The organism is Mycolicibacterium sarraceniae (genome assembly GCF_010731875.1).
In the GTDB taxonomy this organism is placed as follows: Bacteria; Actinomycetota; Actinomycetes; order Mycobacteriales; family Mycobacteriaceae; genus Mycobacterium; species Mycobacterium sarraceniae.
Genome location: NZ_AP022595.1, coordinates 1,023,007 through 1,038,547 on the forward strand (window position 1 = coordinate 1,023,007; position 15,541 = coordinate 1,038,547).

Below are 15,541 nucleotides of genomic sequence, written 5' to 3' on the forward strand. Positions count from 1 at the left end.
GCCGGGCGATCACATTCATAGGAGTCTCGATGACGAGCCAACCGCGCACCACACCTGGGGTGCTCGACCGGATGGCAGTCGACTTCGCCGACCACGACGCCCTCGTCACCGAAGATCGCACTCTCACCTTCGCCGGCCTGCGCGACGAGGTTCGCCGCGCCGCGGCGGCACTGATCGGCGCTGGCGTGCTCCCCGGCGATCGAGTGGCGATCTGGTCGCCGAACACCTGGCACTGGGCGATCGCCTGCCTGGCCATCCAGTACGCCGGCGGCGTGATGGTGCCATTGAACACCCGCTACACCGCCGCCGAGGCGTCCGACATCCTCGCTCGCACCGCGGCGCCGCTGCTGTTCGGGATGGGCCAGTTCCTCGGTGCCGACCGCGTGGGCGACCTCGACCGCGCCAAGCTGCCCGAGTTGCGGCACATCGTCGGCATCCCCATCGACGAACAGGACGGCACCTGGGACGAGTTCCTTGCCGGTCCGCAAGCAGACCTGTCGGAGGTAGACGCGCGCGCGGCGGCGGTGCGCCCCGATGATCCGTCCGACGTCCTGTTCACTTCGGGCACCACCGGGCGCAGCAAAGGTGTGCTGTGCGCACACCGGCAGTCACTCGCCGCGCCGGCCGCGTGGGCGGAGTGCGGTCAGCTCACCAGCGCCGACCGCTATCTCTGCATCAACCCGTTCTTCCACAACTTCGGCTACAAGGCCGGCATCCTGGCCTGCCTGCAGACCGGCGCCACCTTGATCCCCCAACTCACCTTCGACCCTGAACAGGCCATGCGGGTGATCGCCGACAAGCGCATCACCGTCGTGCCTGGCCCGCCGACGATCTTCCAGACGCTGCTGGACCATCCGGCCCGCAAGAACTACGACTTGAGCTCGCTGCGCTTCGCGGTGACCGGTGCGGCGACAGTGCCTGTCGTGCTGATCGAACGGATGCAGGCCGAGCTCGATTTCGACATCGTGCTCACCGCCTACGGACTCACCGAAGCCAACGGCTTCGGCACGATGTGCCGCGCCGACGATGACGCCGTCACCGTCGCGACCACCTGCGGGCGCCCGATCGCCGACTTCGACTTACGAATCGACTCCCCCGACGAGGCCGGCGCCGGCGAGGTGCTGCTGCGCGGGCCCAACGTGATGCTCGGCTACCTCGACGATCCGGTCGCCACCGCCGCGGCGATCGACGCCGACGGATGGCTGCACACCGGCGATGTCGGCACCGTCGACGAGGCGGGGAACCTCCGCATCACCGACCGCCTCAAGGACATGTACATCTGCGGCGGCTTCAATGTCTACCCCGCCGAGATCGAGCAGGTGCTGGCCCGCCTCGACGGTGTGGCCGACGCCGCGGTGATCGGCGTTCCCGACGATCGCCTCGGCGAAGTCGGGCGGGCATTCATCGTCCGCCGCGATGGCAGCGACCTCGACGAGCAAGCCGTCATCGACTACGCCAAGAAACACCTGGCCAATTTCAAGACCCCGCGCTCGGTGGTCTTCGTGGCGACCCTGCCACGAAACCCTGGCGGCAAAGTGGTCAAACCCACACTGCGAGAGATGGTTTGATGGATCTGCGCTACGACGACGCCACCGAAGAGTTCCGCAATGAGGTGCGCACCTTCTTGTCGGCCAAGTCCGACTCGTTCCCGACGAAGTCTTATGACACCGCCGAGGGATTCGAGCAACACCGGGTTTGGGATCGCGTCCTGTTCGACGCCGGCCTCTCGGTGATCACCTGGCCCGAGAAATACGGCGGCCGCGACGCGAGCCTGCTGCAGTGGGTGGTCTACGAGGAGGAGTACTTCCGCGCCGGGGCGCCGGGACGGGCCAGCGCCAACGGCACGTCGATGCTCGCGCCGACGCTGTTCGCGCACGGCACCGACGAACAGCTGGACCGGGTGCTGCCGAAAATGGCCAGCGGCGAAGAGATCTGGGCCCAAGCCTGGTCGGAGCCGGAGTCCGGCAGCGACCTTGCCTCCCTACGCTCGACAGCCACCCAGACCGACGGCGGCTGGCTGCTCAACGGCCAGAAGATCTGGAGCTCGCGGGCAGTCTTCGGCGAGCGGGGATTCGGACTGTTCCGGTCCGACCCCGAGGCCCAACGCCATAAGGGCTTGACCTACTTCATGTTCGACCTCAAGGCCGACGGCGTCACAGTCCGCCCGATCGCCCAGCTCGGCGGGGACACCGGGTTCGGCGAGATCTTCTTCGACAACGTGTTCGTTCCCGATGCCGATGTCATCGGCGGCGTGCACGACGGCTGGCGCGCGGCGATGAGCACGTCGAGCAACGAGCGCGGTATGTCCCTGCGCAGCCCCGCTCGCTTCCTCGCGCCCGCCGAGCGGCTGGTGTCGCAGTGGCGTGATCGGGGGTCCGACCCGGCGTTCGCCGATCGGGTGGCCGACGCCTGGATCAAGGCACAGGCCTACCGGTTGCACACCTTCGGCACGGTGACCCGGGTCGCTGGCGGCGGTGAACTGGGTGCTGAGTCGTCGGTGACCAAGGTGTTCTGGTCCGAGCTCGACGTAGCCCTGCATCAGGCTGCGCTGGAGCTTCGCGGTGCCGACGCCGAACTCGCCGACGGCTGGACCGATGGTCTGCTGTTCGCGCTCGGTGGCCCGATCTACGCCGGCACCAACGAGATTCAGCGCAATATCATCGCCGAGCGGTTGCTCGGACTGCCCCGAGAAAGCTCAGCCAGCGCAGGAGCGAAGAAATGAAATTCGCACTCGACGAACAGCAGCGGGATTTCGCCGCCAGTATCGATGCCGCGCTGGGGGCTGCCGACGTACCGGGTGCCGTCCGCGCCTGGGCCGAGGGTGACACCACCCCTGCCCGCAAGGTGTGGTCGGCGCTGACCGACCTGGGTGTGACCGCGTTGGCGGTGCCCGAGAAATACGACGGCATCGAGGCACATCCCGTCGACCTGGTGGTGGCGCTGGAACGGCTGGGCCGCTGGAATGTGCCCGGCCCGGTTGCCGAATCCATTGCGGTGGCACCGATCCTCCTGGTTGACGACGAGCGCTCCGCCGCTTTGGCCGCCGGGGAATTGATCGCGACGGTCGCACTGCCGCCGGCGGTGCCGCGCGCCGTCAACGCCGACTTCGCCGGGCTGACTCTCCTGGCGCAGGACGGCCGGGTCAGCGACGCCGCCGTCGGCGACGGACACGAATCGGTCGACCCCAGCCGACGGCTGTTCGACGTCGCCGCCACCGGCGAGGCTCGCGACGCCGATGTCGCGCGAGCGTACGAATTCGGTGCACTGGCCACCGCCGCCCAACTGGTCGGCGCCGGCCAGGCCATGCTCGACATGGCGGTCGAATACGCCAAGCAGCGCAGCCAATTCGGCCGCATCATCGGCAGCTACCAGGCGCTCAAGCACACGCTGGCCGATGTTCACATCGCCGTGGAACTGGCTCGTCCCCTCGTCTACGGCGCGGCACTGTCGCTGGCCGACGGATCTCCGGATACCGCGCGGGATGTGAGCGCGGCCAAGGCCGCCGCCTCGGATGCGGCACTGCTGGCCGCGCGGTCGTCGCTGCAGACGCACGGCGCCATCGGGTACACCTCCGAACACGATCTGTCGCTGTGGCTGCTGCGAGTGCAGGCGCTGCATTCGGCGTGGGGCGATCCGACCAGTCATCGACGTCGAGTGTTGGAGGCGCTGGCATGACATCGACCGAAGAACGGCAGATGCTGCGTGACACCGTCGCGGCACTGATCGACAAGCACGCCGCACCGGCCGCCGTACGCGAAGCGATGGAGTCCGAGCGCGGCTACGACGAAGCGTTGTGGACGAAGCTCTGCGAGCAGGTCGGTGTGGCCGCCCTGGTGGTCCCCGAGGAACTCGGCGGCGCCGGCGGTGAATTGGCCGATGCCGCAGCGGTTCTCGAAGAGCTGGGCCGCGGCCTGGTTCCCACGCCGCTGCTCGGCACCACGCTGGCCGAGCTGGCGCTGCTCTCCGCCTTGGAAAATGGGGGGGAGCCCGATACCGACACCCTCGAGGGGCTGGCCGCCGGCGAGGCCATCGGCGCAGTGGTCTTCGATCCCGGTTACGTCGTCAATGGCGATGTCGCCGACGTGGTGGTTGCTGTCGACGGTGACTCGCTGGTCCGGTGGAGTGATGTCACTGCCGGGGCTTTGGCGACCATGGACCCGACCCGTCGGCTGGCCCGCCTCACCCCCGGCTCGACCACGGTGATCGGCACCGATCCCGGACTGGCCGACACTGCCGCGATCCTGCTCGCGGCCGAGCAGATCGGCGCCGCAGCGCGGTGCCTGGAACTCACCGTCGAATACACCAAGGAACGCGTGCAATTCGGCCGGCCGATCGGCAGCTTTCAGGCGCTCAAGCACCGGATGGCCGACCTGTACGTCGCCGTCCAATCAGCGCGCGCCGTCGTGGCCGACGCCATCGCGGATCCCACGCCGGTGAACGCCGCGCTGGCGCGCCTGGCTGCCACCGAAGCGTTCACCAAGGTCGCAGGCGAGGCCATCCAGATGCACGGCGGCATCGCGATCACCTGGGAACACGACATCCAGCTGTACTTCAAGCGGGCACACGGCAGCGCTCAGTTATTGGGTTCGGTGTCCGATCAACTCCGCCAGCTCGAATCCGAAGTGCTCTAACCTGACCGGAGTGAACAACCGCGTTGCTCTGCGAGCCGGCATCCCGCCGTTCTATGTGATGGACGTCTGGCTGGCCGCCGCCGAGCGCCAGCGCACCCACGGCGACCTGGTGAACCTGTCGGCCGGCCAGCCCAGCGTCGGTGCCCCGGAGCCGGTGCGAGCGGCTGCGGCGGCCGCACTGGAGGCTAAGCAGCTCGGCTACACCGTCGCGCTTGGCATCCCGGAGCTACGAGAGGCGATCGCCGGGTCCTACGCCAGCCGCTACGGTCTGGACGTCAGCGCCGATGACGTGGTGGTGACCACCGGGTCCTCGGGTGGCTTCCTGCTGGCGTTCCTGGCGTGTTTCGACGTCGGCGACCGGGTGGCCATCGCCAGCCCGGGCTACCCCTGTTACCGCAACATCCTGTCCGCACTGGGCTGTGAAGTGGTGGAGATCCCGTGCGGACCCGAAACCCGATTCCAGCCCACCGTGCAGATGCTGGCCGAGCTGGATCCACCGGTGCAGGGCGTGATCGTGGCCAGCCCCGCCAATCCCACCGGCACGGTGATCCCGCCGCAGGAGCTCGCGGCGATAGCATCCTGGTGCGATGCGACCGGAGCGCGGCTCATCAGCGACGAGGTATATCACGGGCTGGTCTATCTCGGAGCACCCGAGACGTCGTGCGCGTGGCAGACGTCACGCAATGCCGTTGTGGTGAACAGTTTTTCGAAGTATTTCGCGATGACGGGCTGGCGGCTGGGCTGGTTGTTGGTGCCCAAGGAACTGCGGCGCGCAGTGGACTGCCTGACCGGAAACTTCACCATCTGCCCGCCAGTGCTCCCGCAATTCGCGGGCGTGGCGGCGTTCACCCCGGATGCGATAGCCGAGGCCGAGGGCCACCTGCACCACTACGGCGCCAACCGGGAGACGCTGCTGGCCGGTCTGCGCCAGGTCGGCATCAGCCGCCTGGCGCCCACCGACGGGGCGTTCTACGTCTACGCCGACGTCTCCGACTTCACCTCGGACTCGTTGACGTTCTGCGAGAAGCTCTTGGCCGACACCGGATTGGCGATCGCCCCGGGGATCGACTTCGACCCCGCCCGCGGCGGGTCGTTCGTCCGGCTGTCGTTCGCCGGACCGTCCAGCGATATCGACGAAGCGCTGCGCCGCCTCGGGCCCTGGCTGGCGCGCTAGAAGGCGCCTCAGAGCATTCCGAGACCGTGCACCGCGAGGTGGCCGGTGCGATCATCGCGTTCGTCGACCAGCAGACCTACAACCAGGTGTCGGGAGTGGTGGCGGTGAGGAAGGCGTCGAGATCGTCGCGCCACTGCGCCGGGGTGTTCTTGTCCGGCTCGATACCGGTGTACTCGCCCCGATAGAACAGCAGCGGGCGCGGCTTCTTCTTCGGCACCTCGGACAGCGAGTGCACCGCGCCGAACACCACGAAGTGGTCACCGCCGTCATGCACCGAATGCACCGTGCAGTCGATGTGGGCCAGCGTTCCGTCGATCACCGGTGAGCCGAGTCTGCTTGGGCTCCAGTCGATTCCGGCGAACTTATCCGGTTCCCTCGAGCCGAAACGGGCTGACACATGCTGCTGATTCTCGTGCAGGACGTTAACGCAGAACTTTCCGCTGGCCTCGATAGCCGCCCAGGATCGCGACAGCTTGGTCGGGCAGAACAACACCAGCGGAGGCTCAAGCGACAGCGCCGCGAACGACTGACAGGCGAACCCGACCGGAGCGTCGTCGTGGATCGTCGTGATGATCGTGATGCCGGTGCAGAACTGGCCCAGCACGTGTCGGAACGTGCGAGGGTCGATCTCGGCCGCGGACATCGGCTACTTGAATCCGACGGAGAAGTCGTGGCCCCAGAGGCTGACCGCGGTGCTCTCCCGGGCGATCCAACCGTCATCGTCCACTTCGAGCCCCTCGCAACCGAATTCGACGTCGAAGCCGCCGGGGGTCTTCATATAGAACGACAGCATCTTGTCGTTGGTGTGCCGGCCAAGCGTCGCCGACATCTTCACCTTGCGGCGGTTGGCACGATCCAGGCACAGCCCGACGTCATCGGAGTTCTCCACCTCGACCATGAGGTGCACGATGCCGGTCGGATTGGGCATCGGCATGAACGCCAGCGCGTGGTGCCGCGGGTTGCAGCCGTAGAACCGCAGCCAAACCGGATCGGCGTCGGCCGGCCGGCCGGCGATCTGCGGGGGCAGGCTCATCGAATCCCGCAACCGGAAGCCGAGCACATCCTGATAGAACGCCTGGGCGGCAGCATCATCGTCGCACGTCAGCACGACGTGCCCGAGGCCCTGTTCGGCGGTGACGAACTTGTGGCCGTACGGGCTGACGAACCGGCGGCCCAGGTACTGCGCACCGTGGAACGCCTCAAGAACGTTGCCGGCCGGATCCGAGAACCGGATCAGACCCTCGACCCGCCGCTCGGACTTCTCCTCACGGGTGCCTTCGACGAAGTCGACGCCCGCCTTGGCCAGGGTCTCGCGCAGGCCCTGCAGCGCGGGCGCATCGGCGACCTCCCAGCCGGAGACCAGCAGCCGGTCCTGTTCGCCCGGCACGATCACCAAGCGGGCGGCGAATTCGTCCATGCGTAGATAGAGCGCATCGGCGATGGCCCCGTCGCCCTCCACCATCCCGAGCACCTTGGTGCCGAAATCGCGCCAGGCCCCCACATCGGTGGCCTCGATTCGCATGTAGCCCAGCGCCTTCAGCGTCATGCTCCACCTCCGAGGAAATCAACGGTCAGCTTGTTGAACTCGTCGAACCTCTCCAACTGAGCCCAATGTCCACATTGCCCGAAAACGTGCAGCTGCACACGCGGAATCTGCTTCAGCGCCACCAGTGCGCCGTCGAGCGGATTGACCCGGTCCTCCCGGCCCCAGATCAGCAGCACTCGTTGTCGCAGCTTGTGCACGTCGCGCCACATCATGCCGAGCTCAAAATCGGCTCCCGCGAACGACTTTCCCATCGCCCTGGCCGCTGCCAGCGATTCGGGGGTACTCGCGATCGCGAAACGTTCCTCGATCAGCTCCTGCGTGATCAGCTTCTGGTCGAAGACCATGATGCGCAGGAACTTCTCCATGTTCTCGCGCGTCGGATCGGCGGTGAACCGGCCCAGCAGCTTCACGCCCTCGGTGGGGTCGGGGGCGAACAGGTTGACCGACAGCCCGCCCGGACCCATCAAGACCAGTCGGCCGGCGCGTGTGGGGTTGTCCAGCGCAAACCGCACCGCGGTTCCACCGCCCAGCGAATTGCCGATCAGGTCGGCGCGATCGATCTTGAGATGGTCGAACAAATTCAGCAAAGCCGTCGCGCTGTAACGGTTGTACTGCTCATGCTCGGGATGCTTGTCCGAGTGGCCGTAACCCGGCTGGTCGACCGCGAGCACGTGGAAGTGCTTGGCGAGCACACCAATATTGCGGGAGAAGTTCGACCAGCTGGACGCACCGGGACCGCCACCGTGCAACAGCACCACGGTCTGGGGATTGCCGACGCCCGCCTCGTGGAAGTGCAGGCGCATATCGTCGCGGACCTGCGCGTAGCGGGAGGTGGACGAATGCGTCAACTCCCGGACAGACTCCGCTTCCTGGATGAAGGAGGTCATCGGGTTGACCCGTTACACCATCGTGTCGCCGATTGGGAGCCCGAATGCCTGATTACCGAACATCACGTAGGCGCGCTCGGCATCATTGGCGGCGTGCACCCGGCCGGCGTGCGCGTCACGCCAGAAGCGTTGCAGCGGTGTATCGGTGCCCAGGGCAGTGGCTCCTGCGCTCTCGAAGAGCCGGTCAATGGCCGCGATCGCGCGCTGGGTGGCGCGCACCTGATCACGGCGAGCCTTGGCCCGCAGCTCCAGCGGAATGTCTTCGCCGGCCAGCAGCAGCTTGTATTCGGTGGCCAGGTTGCCCGACAGCTGGCCCCAGGCCGCGTCGATGTCGCTGGACGCCTCGGCGATGCGGACCTTGGCAAACGGATCGTCCTTGGCCTTCTCACCGGCGTAGGCGGCGCGCACCCGCTTGCCCTGGTGCTCGACGTGAGCGTCATAGGCACCGTAGGCCATGCCCACGATCGGCGTCGAGATGGTCGTGGGATGCATGGTGCCCCACGGCATCTTGTACACCGGCGCGGTATTCGTCCGCAGCCCGGGAGAGCTCAGATCGCCCATCGCCTTGAAGGAGGTGAACCGGTGCCGCGGCACGAACACGTCCTTCATCACCAGCGTGTTGGAGCCGGTGCCCTTGAGCCCGACCACGTGCCAGTCGTCCTCAATGCGGTAGTCGCTGATCGGGACCAGAAAGCTGCCGAAGTCCACTGGCCGGCCGTCCTTGATGACCGGGCCACCGACGAAGGTCCAGGAGGCGTGATCGCAGCCCGACGACCAATGCCAGGCACCGCTGACCAGGTAGCCGCCATCAGTGACCACGCCCGCGCCCATCGGGGCGTACGACGAGGAGATCCGCACGGTCGGGTCCGCGCTCCAGACATCTTCCTGGGCCTGCTGATCGAAGTGCGCCAGGTGCCAGTTGTGCACGCCGAGAATGCCGGCGACCCAGCCGGTCGAACCGCAGGCGCTGGCCAGGCGGCGCACGGCCTCGTAGAACGCCGTCGGGTCGCTCTGCAGGCCGCCCCACTGCTCGGGCTGGAGCAGCTTGAAGAAGCCGACCTCGTCGAGTTCGGCGATCGTGGCATCGGGGATGCGACGCAGGTCTTCGGTCTCCTGAGCGCGCTCGCGCAGCTTTGACAGCAGTTCATCGATGCCGCTGAGGACCGACTCCGCGTCACGCTGTTGAATAGATGTCACTGCATGCCTCCCGGAAGTGCGTTACTCCGACCAAGACTAGAACACGTTACGATTCGTGTCGAGCAGCGCGAACCCGCGGCTGGTAGCGGTATGTAAACCAGTTTCTATAACCTGTTCTAGTTGGGCTGGAGGGAAGGCTAAGCGACGTGACGCAGGTTCCACCCGACGAGCCACTGGGTAGCCACGTGCTCGAATTGGAAGTCACCGACGTTGTCGAGGAGACCGACGACTCGCGGTCGCTGGTGTTCGGCGTGCCCACCGGCGCGGACATCCCGGCCGACCGCCTGCGCTACGCGCCCGGTCAGTTCCTGACGTTGCGCATCCCTAGCGACCGGACCGGCTCGGTGGCGCGCTGCTACTCGCTGTGCAGCTCACCGTTCACCGATGACGCCCTGACCGTCACGATCAAACGCACCGTCGACGGCTACGCGTCGAACTGGCTGTGCGACCACGCCCACAAAGGCATGAGGATGCACGTCCTGGCGCCATCCGGCACGTTCGTGCCCAAAACCCTGGACGCCGACTTCCTGCTCATCGCCGCGGGCAGCGGCATCACCCCGATGCTGGCCATCTGCAAGTCGGCGCTGTCGCAGGGCAGTGGTCAGGTCACGCTGCTTTATGCCAACCGCGACGAGCGTTCGGTGATCTTCGGCAGCACACTGCGCGACCTGACGGCCACGTACCCGGACCGGCTGACGGTCGTGCACTGGCTGGAGTCCGTGCAGGGCCTGCCGAGCGTGCCGGCCCTGAGTCAGCTGATGGCCCCCTACACCGACCGGCAGGCGTTCATCTGCGGACCCGGCCCGTTCATGAAAGCCGCCGAGGAAGCGTTGGGGGCGTTGAACGTCCCCGCCAAGCAGGTGCATATCGAGGTGTTTCGCTCGCTGGACACCGATCCGTTCGCGATGGTGAAGATCGAGGACGACGGCGACGAGCCGCCCGCCACCGCCGTCATCGAACTCGACGGGCAGTCCCACACCGTGTCCTGGCCGCGCAGCGCCACATTGCTCGACGTCCTGCTCGACAAGGGACTCGACGTCCCATTCTCCTGCCGCGAGGGGCACTGCGGCGCCTGCGCGGTGGTCAAGCGCAGCGGCGAGGTCGAGATGGACATCAACGACGTCCTCGAGCCCAGCGATATCGACGAGGGGCTGATCCTGTCGTGCCAGGCCCGGCCGAAGTCCGATTCGGTCGAAGTCACCTACGACGAATAGACCGGCGCGCGAGTGCTACCGCGGCAGGCCCAGCAGCCGCTCGCCGGCCAGCGTGAGCAGGATCTGCTCGGTGCCGCCCGCGATGGTCAGGCACCGGGTGTTGAGGAAGTCGTGCACGTATCCGTCAATGGTGAGCCCGCCCGATTCGGACAGCTCTTGACGGAACTCGGCCAGCGCCTGCCGGTGCCGCACGCCAATCAGCTTGCGCGCGCTGGCTTCCGCACTGGTGTCGTGTCCCCCGACAGCCAGCTGCGCGATCCTCTGATCGAGCAGTGCACCCGCCTGTGCGGACAGGATCAGCTTGGCTGCCTGGTCGGCCAGCGCAGTGTCGAGATCACCGCGCGCCGCGACCGCTTCGAGCATCTCCTCCACCGGATTGCCCAACGCGGTGCCCTGCGCCATCGCGACACGCTCGTTGGCCAGGGTGGTCCGCGCCAGCCGCCAGCCATCGTTGACGGTGCCGACCACCATATCGTCGGGCACGAAGACGTCGTCGAAGAACACTTCGTTGAACAGCTCGTCGCCGGTGATCTCGCGCAGCGGCCGGACCAGCAGGCCGGGCGAGCGCATGTCGATCAGGAAGTACGTGATGCCTTTATGCTTCGGCGCGTCGGGGTCAGTACGGGCCAGGCACACACCCCAGTGCGCCTTCTGCGCCGCCGACGTCCATACCTTCTGACCGGTGAGCTTCCAACCGCCCTCGGCGCGAACGGCTTTGGTGCGCAGGGCGGCCAGATCCGATCCGGCGCCGGGCTCGGAAAACAGCTGGCACCAGATGATGTCGCCGCGCAGCGTGGCCGGCACGAAGCGTTCGATCTGTTCCGGCGTGCCGCCCTCGAGGATCGTCGGCACCGCCCACCAGCCGATCACCAGATCGGGGCGCTGAACGTCGAACCTGGCCAGCTCGGAATCGATGAGCAGTTGCTCGGCCGGTGAGGCCTCGCGCCCGTAGGGCTTGGGCCAGTGCGGCGCGAGCAAGCCGGTATCGGCCAGCGCGGGCTGCCGCTGATCGGGCGGTAGCGCGGCGACTTCGGCTGCGGCAGCGGCGATTTCGGGCTGCAGGTGCGCGACGGAATCCAGGTCGATGTGCAGCTCGCGACGAACGCCGTCCAGCGTCAGCGCGGCGACTCGGCGCAGCCAAAGCGGCCGGCCACCCAGGATCTGGCCGATGCTGTAGGCGCGGCGCAGGAAGAGATGGGCATCGTGTTCCCAGGTGATGCCGATACCGCCGAGCACCTGGATGGCGTCCTTGGCGTTGACCTGAGCCGACTCGATGCCGATGGCCGCGGCGATGGCCGCAGCGACGGCGAGCTGCTGTTCGCCGTCGCCTTCCGGAGCCGCTGGGCCGGCGATATCGACAGAGGCGGCGACGGCCGCATCAGAGGCGGCGACGGCGGCCTGCTGCGAGCGCAGCAGCATTTCGGCGCACATGTGCTTGATGGCCTGGAAGCTGCCGATCGGCTTGCCGAACTGCTCGCGCACCTTCGCGTAGTCGACGGCGGTGTCCAGCGTCCAGCGGGCCACGCCGGCGGTTTCGGCGGCCAGCACGGTGGCGGTGAGGTCTTCGAAGCGGCGCCGCGACACCGCGAGTGTGGCGGCCGGGGCGGAGCTCAGTGTCACCGTGGCCAGCGGGCGGGAGAAGTCGGTGGCCGACAGCAGCTCGACAGTGACGCCGTCGGCGGCGGCGTCGACCACGACGACCTCATCGCCCACCGGCAGCAGCAGCACGCCGGAGGTATCCGCGCCGAGAACATAGTCGGCGGTGCCCGAGACCCGGTCACCGTCGCGCGTCAGGCTCGCGGACAGGGCCAGCCCCGCCGTCGCCTCCCCCGCAGCCAGCGCTTGGAGCAGCTCAGCATCAGTGACGACCAGCGTCGCCACCGCCGTCGTCGCGACCGGCCCCGGGATCAGCGCCCGCGCTGCCTCCTCGACCATGGCGCACAGGTCCTGCACCGATCCGCCGGCACCGCCGGCGTCCTCGGATACCGCGACCCCGAACAGTCCCAGCTCAGCGAGGCCGCGATACACCGGGCGCCAGGCATCCGGCGCGCCCTGTTCGACGTCGCGCACGGCGGCAAGTGCGCCACACGACGCGGCCCAGCTGTGGACCAGCTCGCGGGCGGCAAACTGTTCATCGGTGATGGTGGCAGACACCGTCGGCTCCTATGGTGACGAAGAACGGGGCGAAAAATCTTCTGGGCCCACTAGAACGTGTTCTAATAGTGCCAGCGATAACCAGTCAAGTCGACTGGCATCGCAGCAGGACACGCGGCTGTCCTAGGGGAGGCAGGGGTACGCGAACAGGTCTAGCGGTGCGTATCGTCCTCCAGAAACTGCCCTTGGAAGGAGCTGACCGAACCCATGTCATCGCCAGCGCAGAAATCGTCGGCCGGCGGCGCGGGTTCACAGCCACGCGACGTGCTACCGGTGTCAGTTCTGGCCGAATCAGAACTCGGCTCAGAAGCCCAGCGTGAGCGCCGCAAGCGCATTCTGGACGCGACCATGGCGATCGCCTCCAAGGGTGGCTACGAGGCCGTTCAGATGCGTGCGGTGGCCGATCGTGCCGATGTGGCCGTCGGCACTCTCTACCGCTACTTCCCGTCGAAGGTCCACCTGCTGGTTTCGGCGCTGGCGCGGGAGTTCGAACGCATCGACTCCAAGACCGACCGGTCAGTGGTTTCCGGCGGCTCGCCCTTCCATCGATTGAGCCTCATGGTCAGCAAGCTGAACCGGGCCATGCAGCGCAACCCGCTGCTGACCGAGGCGATGACGCGGGCCTACGTGTTCGCCGACGCGTCGGCGGCCGGTGAGGTTGATCACGTCGAGAAGATCATCGACAGCATGTTCGCCAGGGCCATGAGCGACGGCGAGCCGACCGAGGACCAGTACCACATCGCCCGGGTCATCTCCGATGTGTGGCTGTCCAACCTGCTGGCCTGGCTGACGCGGCGCGCCTCGGCGACCGATGTCAGCAAACGACTCGATCTTGCGGTGCGCCTGCTGATCGGCGACGACGGCGAGTCTTAGGACCCCGTGGCCGTCTCCGGAGACGATCTTCACCGTGCGCTGACCGCCGTCGCCCGCGTCCCGCGACTGCTGGTGGCCTCCGATTTCGACGGCACCATCGCACCGATCGTGTCCAATCCAGCCGACGCCGCGCCCATTCCGGCCGCCGCAGCGGCTTTGGCTGCGTTGGCCACCCTGCCGTTCACCGATGCCGCGTTGATCTCGGGGCGGGCGCTGCGCGACCTGCGGGCGCTATCCGGCGCACCGGCCGATGTGCACCTGGTGGGCAGCCACGGCTCGGAGTTCGATGCCGGCTTCCTGGATGCGATCGACGAGCCGGCCAAGGCGCTTCTGGCCAGGCTCGAACAGACGATGACCGCACTCACCGAGCGCTACCCGGGCTCGACGGTCGAGATCAAACCGATCAGTGTGGCCTTTCACGTCCGCAACGCCGCCCCCGAGCATGCCCAACGGGCCCTCGATGATGCGCTGAATGCGGTGCAGGACTTTGATATTCATGTGACCGAAGGTAAGGCGGTCCGCGAATTTGCGGTCATCGACACCGACAAGGGCGAGGCGCTGGACCGCTTACGCGAATCGAGTGACGCGAGCGCGGTGGTGTTCTTCGGCGACGATGTCACCGACGAGAAGGCATTCGCCCGGCTGGCCGAGGACGATATCGGCGTGAAGGTCGGGCCGGGCCAGACCCTTGCCCGCTATCGCGTCGACTCCCCCGACGACGTTGCCACCGCGCTGTCGGTACTGCTGCACGCCCGTCGTTAAGCCGGCGGCCCCGCCGTCCGGCCGCGCACCAGTTCGGTGGGCAGCACATCGATGACCGGCAGGCCGTCCCGCGGTGGGTTGTGCAGCAGCCGGCCGGCCCGTTTGCCCTTCTCCAGGCTGGGCTGGGACACCGTCGTCAAACCCCGGCTCAGGGCCTCGGGAATCCCGTCGAATCCGGTGACCGTCATCTGGCCCGGCACGTAAATACCATGCGCGCGTAGATAATCCATCGCTGAAATCGCCAGCACATCGGCCGTGCACATCAACGCGGTGATGCGCGGGTTGGTCTGTAGCGCCAGCTCGGCTGCCACCGCTCCGGAGGCCGGCCGGTGTTCGTGGCTCTCGACGATGGTGAGGGTCTCCGGATTCAGCCCGGCGCTGGCCATCGCATCGCGCACACCGGCGATCCGCTGAGTCTGGGCGTGAAAGTTCGAGCTTTGCAACCGTTCTGCGCTCACCACCCCGGCGGTCTGACCGCCGGCACACCGCTCGGCACCCAGACGCATGGTCAGCAAACCGATCTCCTGGTGCCCCAGCCCGATGACGTAATCGGCGAGTTCCCTTGTGGCGGCGCGGTCGTCGATGCAGACCCGCGATGCGCCAGGCACGTCCGCGGGTTGGTCGACCACCACGACCGGCACGTGGCGTTGCAGCACCGTCTGCAAATATGGGTCGTCCTCGGCCGCGGCGTACACCACGAATCCGTCGACGCCCGCACCCAGAACTGCGCTCGTGCCGTCCGGCAGGCTCCGGTCCGGTCCGACCGCCACCAGCAACAGGCCCTGCCCGACTTCTTCGCACGATTCGGCAAGTCCGGCAACGAAATTCAGCGCGGCTGGATCACTGAACGCGTACGTCAAGGGCTCGGTGATCACCAGCCCGACGGCACCGGCCCTACGCGTGCGCAGCGAGCGGGCCACCGGGTCGGGGCCGGCATACCCCAGCCGCTTGGCGGTGGCCAGCACGCGCTCCCGCAAATCGGCCGACAACTGGTCGGGGCGGTTGTAGGCGTTGGAGATCGTGGTCCGCGAAACCTTCAGCTCGGCGGCCAATGAGGCCAACGTCGCGCGCCGCCGCGGCGCGGGACTTCGGGACATGCTCCG

General features: G+C 67.3%; 13 protein-coding genes and 1 pseudogene. 8 read left to right on the top strand and 6 right to left on the bottom strand.

What is annotated here, in order from left to right; genetic code table 11:
- The first annotated feature begins 29 nt into the window (after window positions 1-29).
- Genes fadD3 through G6N13_RS05385 form a run of 5 tightly spaced genes read left to right on the top strand, consistent with a single transcriptional unit; the run spans window position 30 to window position 5,805 of the window.
- Complete coding sequence (gene fadD3 / locus G6N13_RS05365) at window positions 30-1,568, top strand: 3-((3aS,4S,7aS)-7a-methyl-1,5-dioxo-octahydro-1H-inden-4-yl)propanoate--CoA ligase FadD3 (protein ID WP_163695114.1); 1,539 nt, start codon at window positions 30-32, stop codon at window positions 1,566-1,568.
- The gene (locus tag G6N13_RS05370; protein ID WP_163695115.1) at window positions 1,568-2,722 is read left to right on the top strand and encodes an acyl-CoA dehydrogenase family protein; all 1,155 of its coding nucleotides are present in this window, start codon (window positions 1,568-1,570) and stop codon (window positions 2,720-2,722) included. The genes fadD3 and G6N13_RS05370 overlap by 1 nt, the downstream gene beginning before the upstream one ends.
- On the top strand, window positions 2,719-3,675 hold the full coding sequence (locus G6N13_RS05375; protein ID WP_163695116.1) for an acyl-CoA dehydrogenase family protein: 957 nt from the start codon (window positions 2,719-2,721) through the stop codon (window positions 3,673-3,675). Before G6N13_RS05370 ends, G6N13_RS05375 begins: the two co-directional genes overlap by 4 nt.
- Window positions 3,672-4,631 (top strand): acyl-CoA dehydrogenase IpdE2, encoded by a 960-nt coding sequence (gene ipdE2 / locus G6N13_RS05380; RefSeq protein WP_163695117.1) that lies wholly within the window; start codon window positions 3,672-3,674, stop codon window positions 4,629-4,631. Before G6N13_RS05375 ends, ipdE2 begins: the two co-directional genes overlap by 4 nt.
- Before the next feature lie 10 nt (window positions 4,632-4,641).
- Window positions 4,642-5,805 carry a pyridoxal phosphate-dependent aminotransferase gene (locus G6N13_RS05385; protein WP_163695118.1) on the top strand — a complete coding sequence of 388 codons (1,164 nt, stop codon included), beginning with the start codon at window positions 4,642-4,644 and terminating at the stop codon, window positions 5,803-5,805.
- Window positions 5,806-5,881: 76 nt separating this feature from the next.
- Here the strand turns inward: G6N13_RS05385 and hsaB are convergent, their stop codons facing one another.
- The 4 genes from hsaB to hsaA are packed head-to-tail and all read right to left on the bottom strand — an operon-like array spanning window position 5,882 to window position 9,435.
- Window positions 5,882-6,448 carry a 3-hydroxy-9,10-secoandrosta-1,3,5(10)-triene-9,17-dione monooxygenase reductase subunit gene (gene hsaB / locus G6N13_RS05390; RefSeq protein ID WP_163695119.1) on the bottom strand — a complete coding sequence of 189 codons (567 nt, stop codon included), beginning with the start codon at window positions 6,446-6,448 and terminating at the stop codon, window positions 5,882-5,884.
- 3 nt (window positions 6,449-6,451) lie between these two features.
- Window positions 6,452-7,351, bottom strand: coding sequence for an iron-dependent extradiol dioxygenase HsaC (gene hsaC, locus G6N13_RS05395; RefSeq protein WP_163695120.1), 900 nt, complete (start codon window positions 7,349-7,351; stop codon window positions 6,452-6,454).
- Window positions 7,348-8,238, bottom strand: coding sequence for a 4,5:9,10-diseco-3-hydroxy-5,9,17-trioxoandrosta-1(10),2-diene-4-oate hydrolase (hsaD, locus tag G6N13_RS05400; RefSeq protein ID WP_163695121.1), 891 nt, complete (start codon window positions 8,236-8,238; stop codon window positions 7,348-7,350). Before hsaD ends, hsaC begins: the two co-directional genes overlap by 4 nt.
- A 12-nt stretch (window positions 8,239-8,250) precedes the next feature.
- On the bottom strand, window positions 8,251-9,435 hold the full coding sequence (gene hsaA / locus G6N13_RS05405) for a 3-hydroxy-9,10-secoandrosta-1,3,5(10)-triene-9,17-dione monooxygenase oxygenase subunit (RefSeq protein WP_163695122.1): 1,185 nt from the start codon (window positions 9,433-9,435) through the stop codon (window positions 8,251-8,253).
- Between the two features lie 146 nt (window positions 9,436-9,581).
- Here hsaA and G6N13_RS05410 point away from each other — a divergent pair, with 146 nt between their 5' ends.
- Window positions 9,582-10,649, top strand: a complete 1,068-nt coding sequence (locus G6N13_RS05410) for a ferredoxin--NADP reductase (protein ID WP_163695123.1) — start codon at window positions 9,582-9,584, stop codon at window positions 10,647-10,649.
- A gap of 15 nt (window positions 10,650-10,664) precedes the next feature.
- Here G6N13_RS05410 and G6N13_RS05415 read toward each other — a convergent pair whose 3' ends face one another.
- Window positions 10,665-12,803 carry an acyl-CoA dehydrogenase family protein gene (locus G6N13_RS05415; RefSeq protein ID WP_163695124.1) on the bottom strand — a complete coding sequence of 713 codons (2,139 nt, stop codon included), beginning with the start codon at window positions 12,801-12,803 and terminating at the stop codon, window positions 10,665-10,667.
- 207 nt (window positions 12,804-13,010) lie between these two features.
- On the opposite strand from G6N13_RS05415, the gene kstR reads away from it, so the two are divergent.
- Window positions 13,011-13,676 carry a cholesterol catabolism transcriptional regulator KstR gene (kstR, locus tag G6N13_RS05420; RefSeq protein ID WP_163695125.1) on the top strand — a complete coding sequence of 222 codons (666 nt, stop codon included), beginning with the start codon at window positions 13,011-13,013 and terminating at the stop codon, window positions 13,674-13,676.
- Window positions 13,677-13,682: 6 nt separating this feature from the next.
- Window positions 13,683-14,435: pseudogene (otsB, locus tag G6N13_RS05425) on the top strand (trehalose-phosphatase); the annotation flags it as partial.
- On the opposite strand, the gene G6N13_RS05430 reads toward otsB, so the two are convergent.
- Window positions 14,435-15,535 carry an Rv3575c family transcriptional regulator gene (locus G6N13_RS05430; RefSeq protein ID WP_163695127.1) on the bottom strand — a complete coding sequence of 367 codons (1,101 nt, stop codon included), beginning with the start codon at window positions 15,533-15,535 and terminating at the stop codon, window positions 14,435-14,437. The pseudogene otsB and the gene G6N13_RS05430 overlap by 1 nt on opposite strands.
- Window positions 15,536-15,541 lie beyond the last annotated feature (6 nt).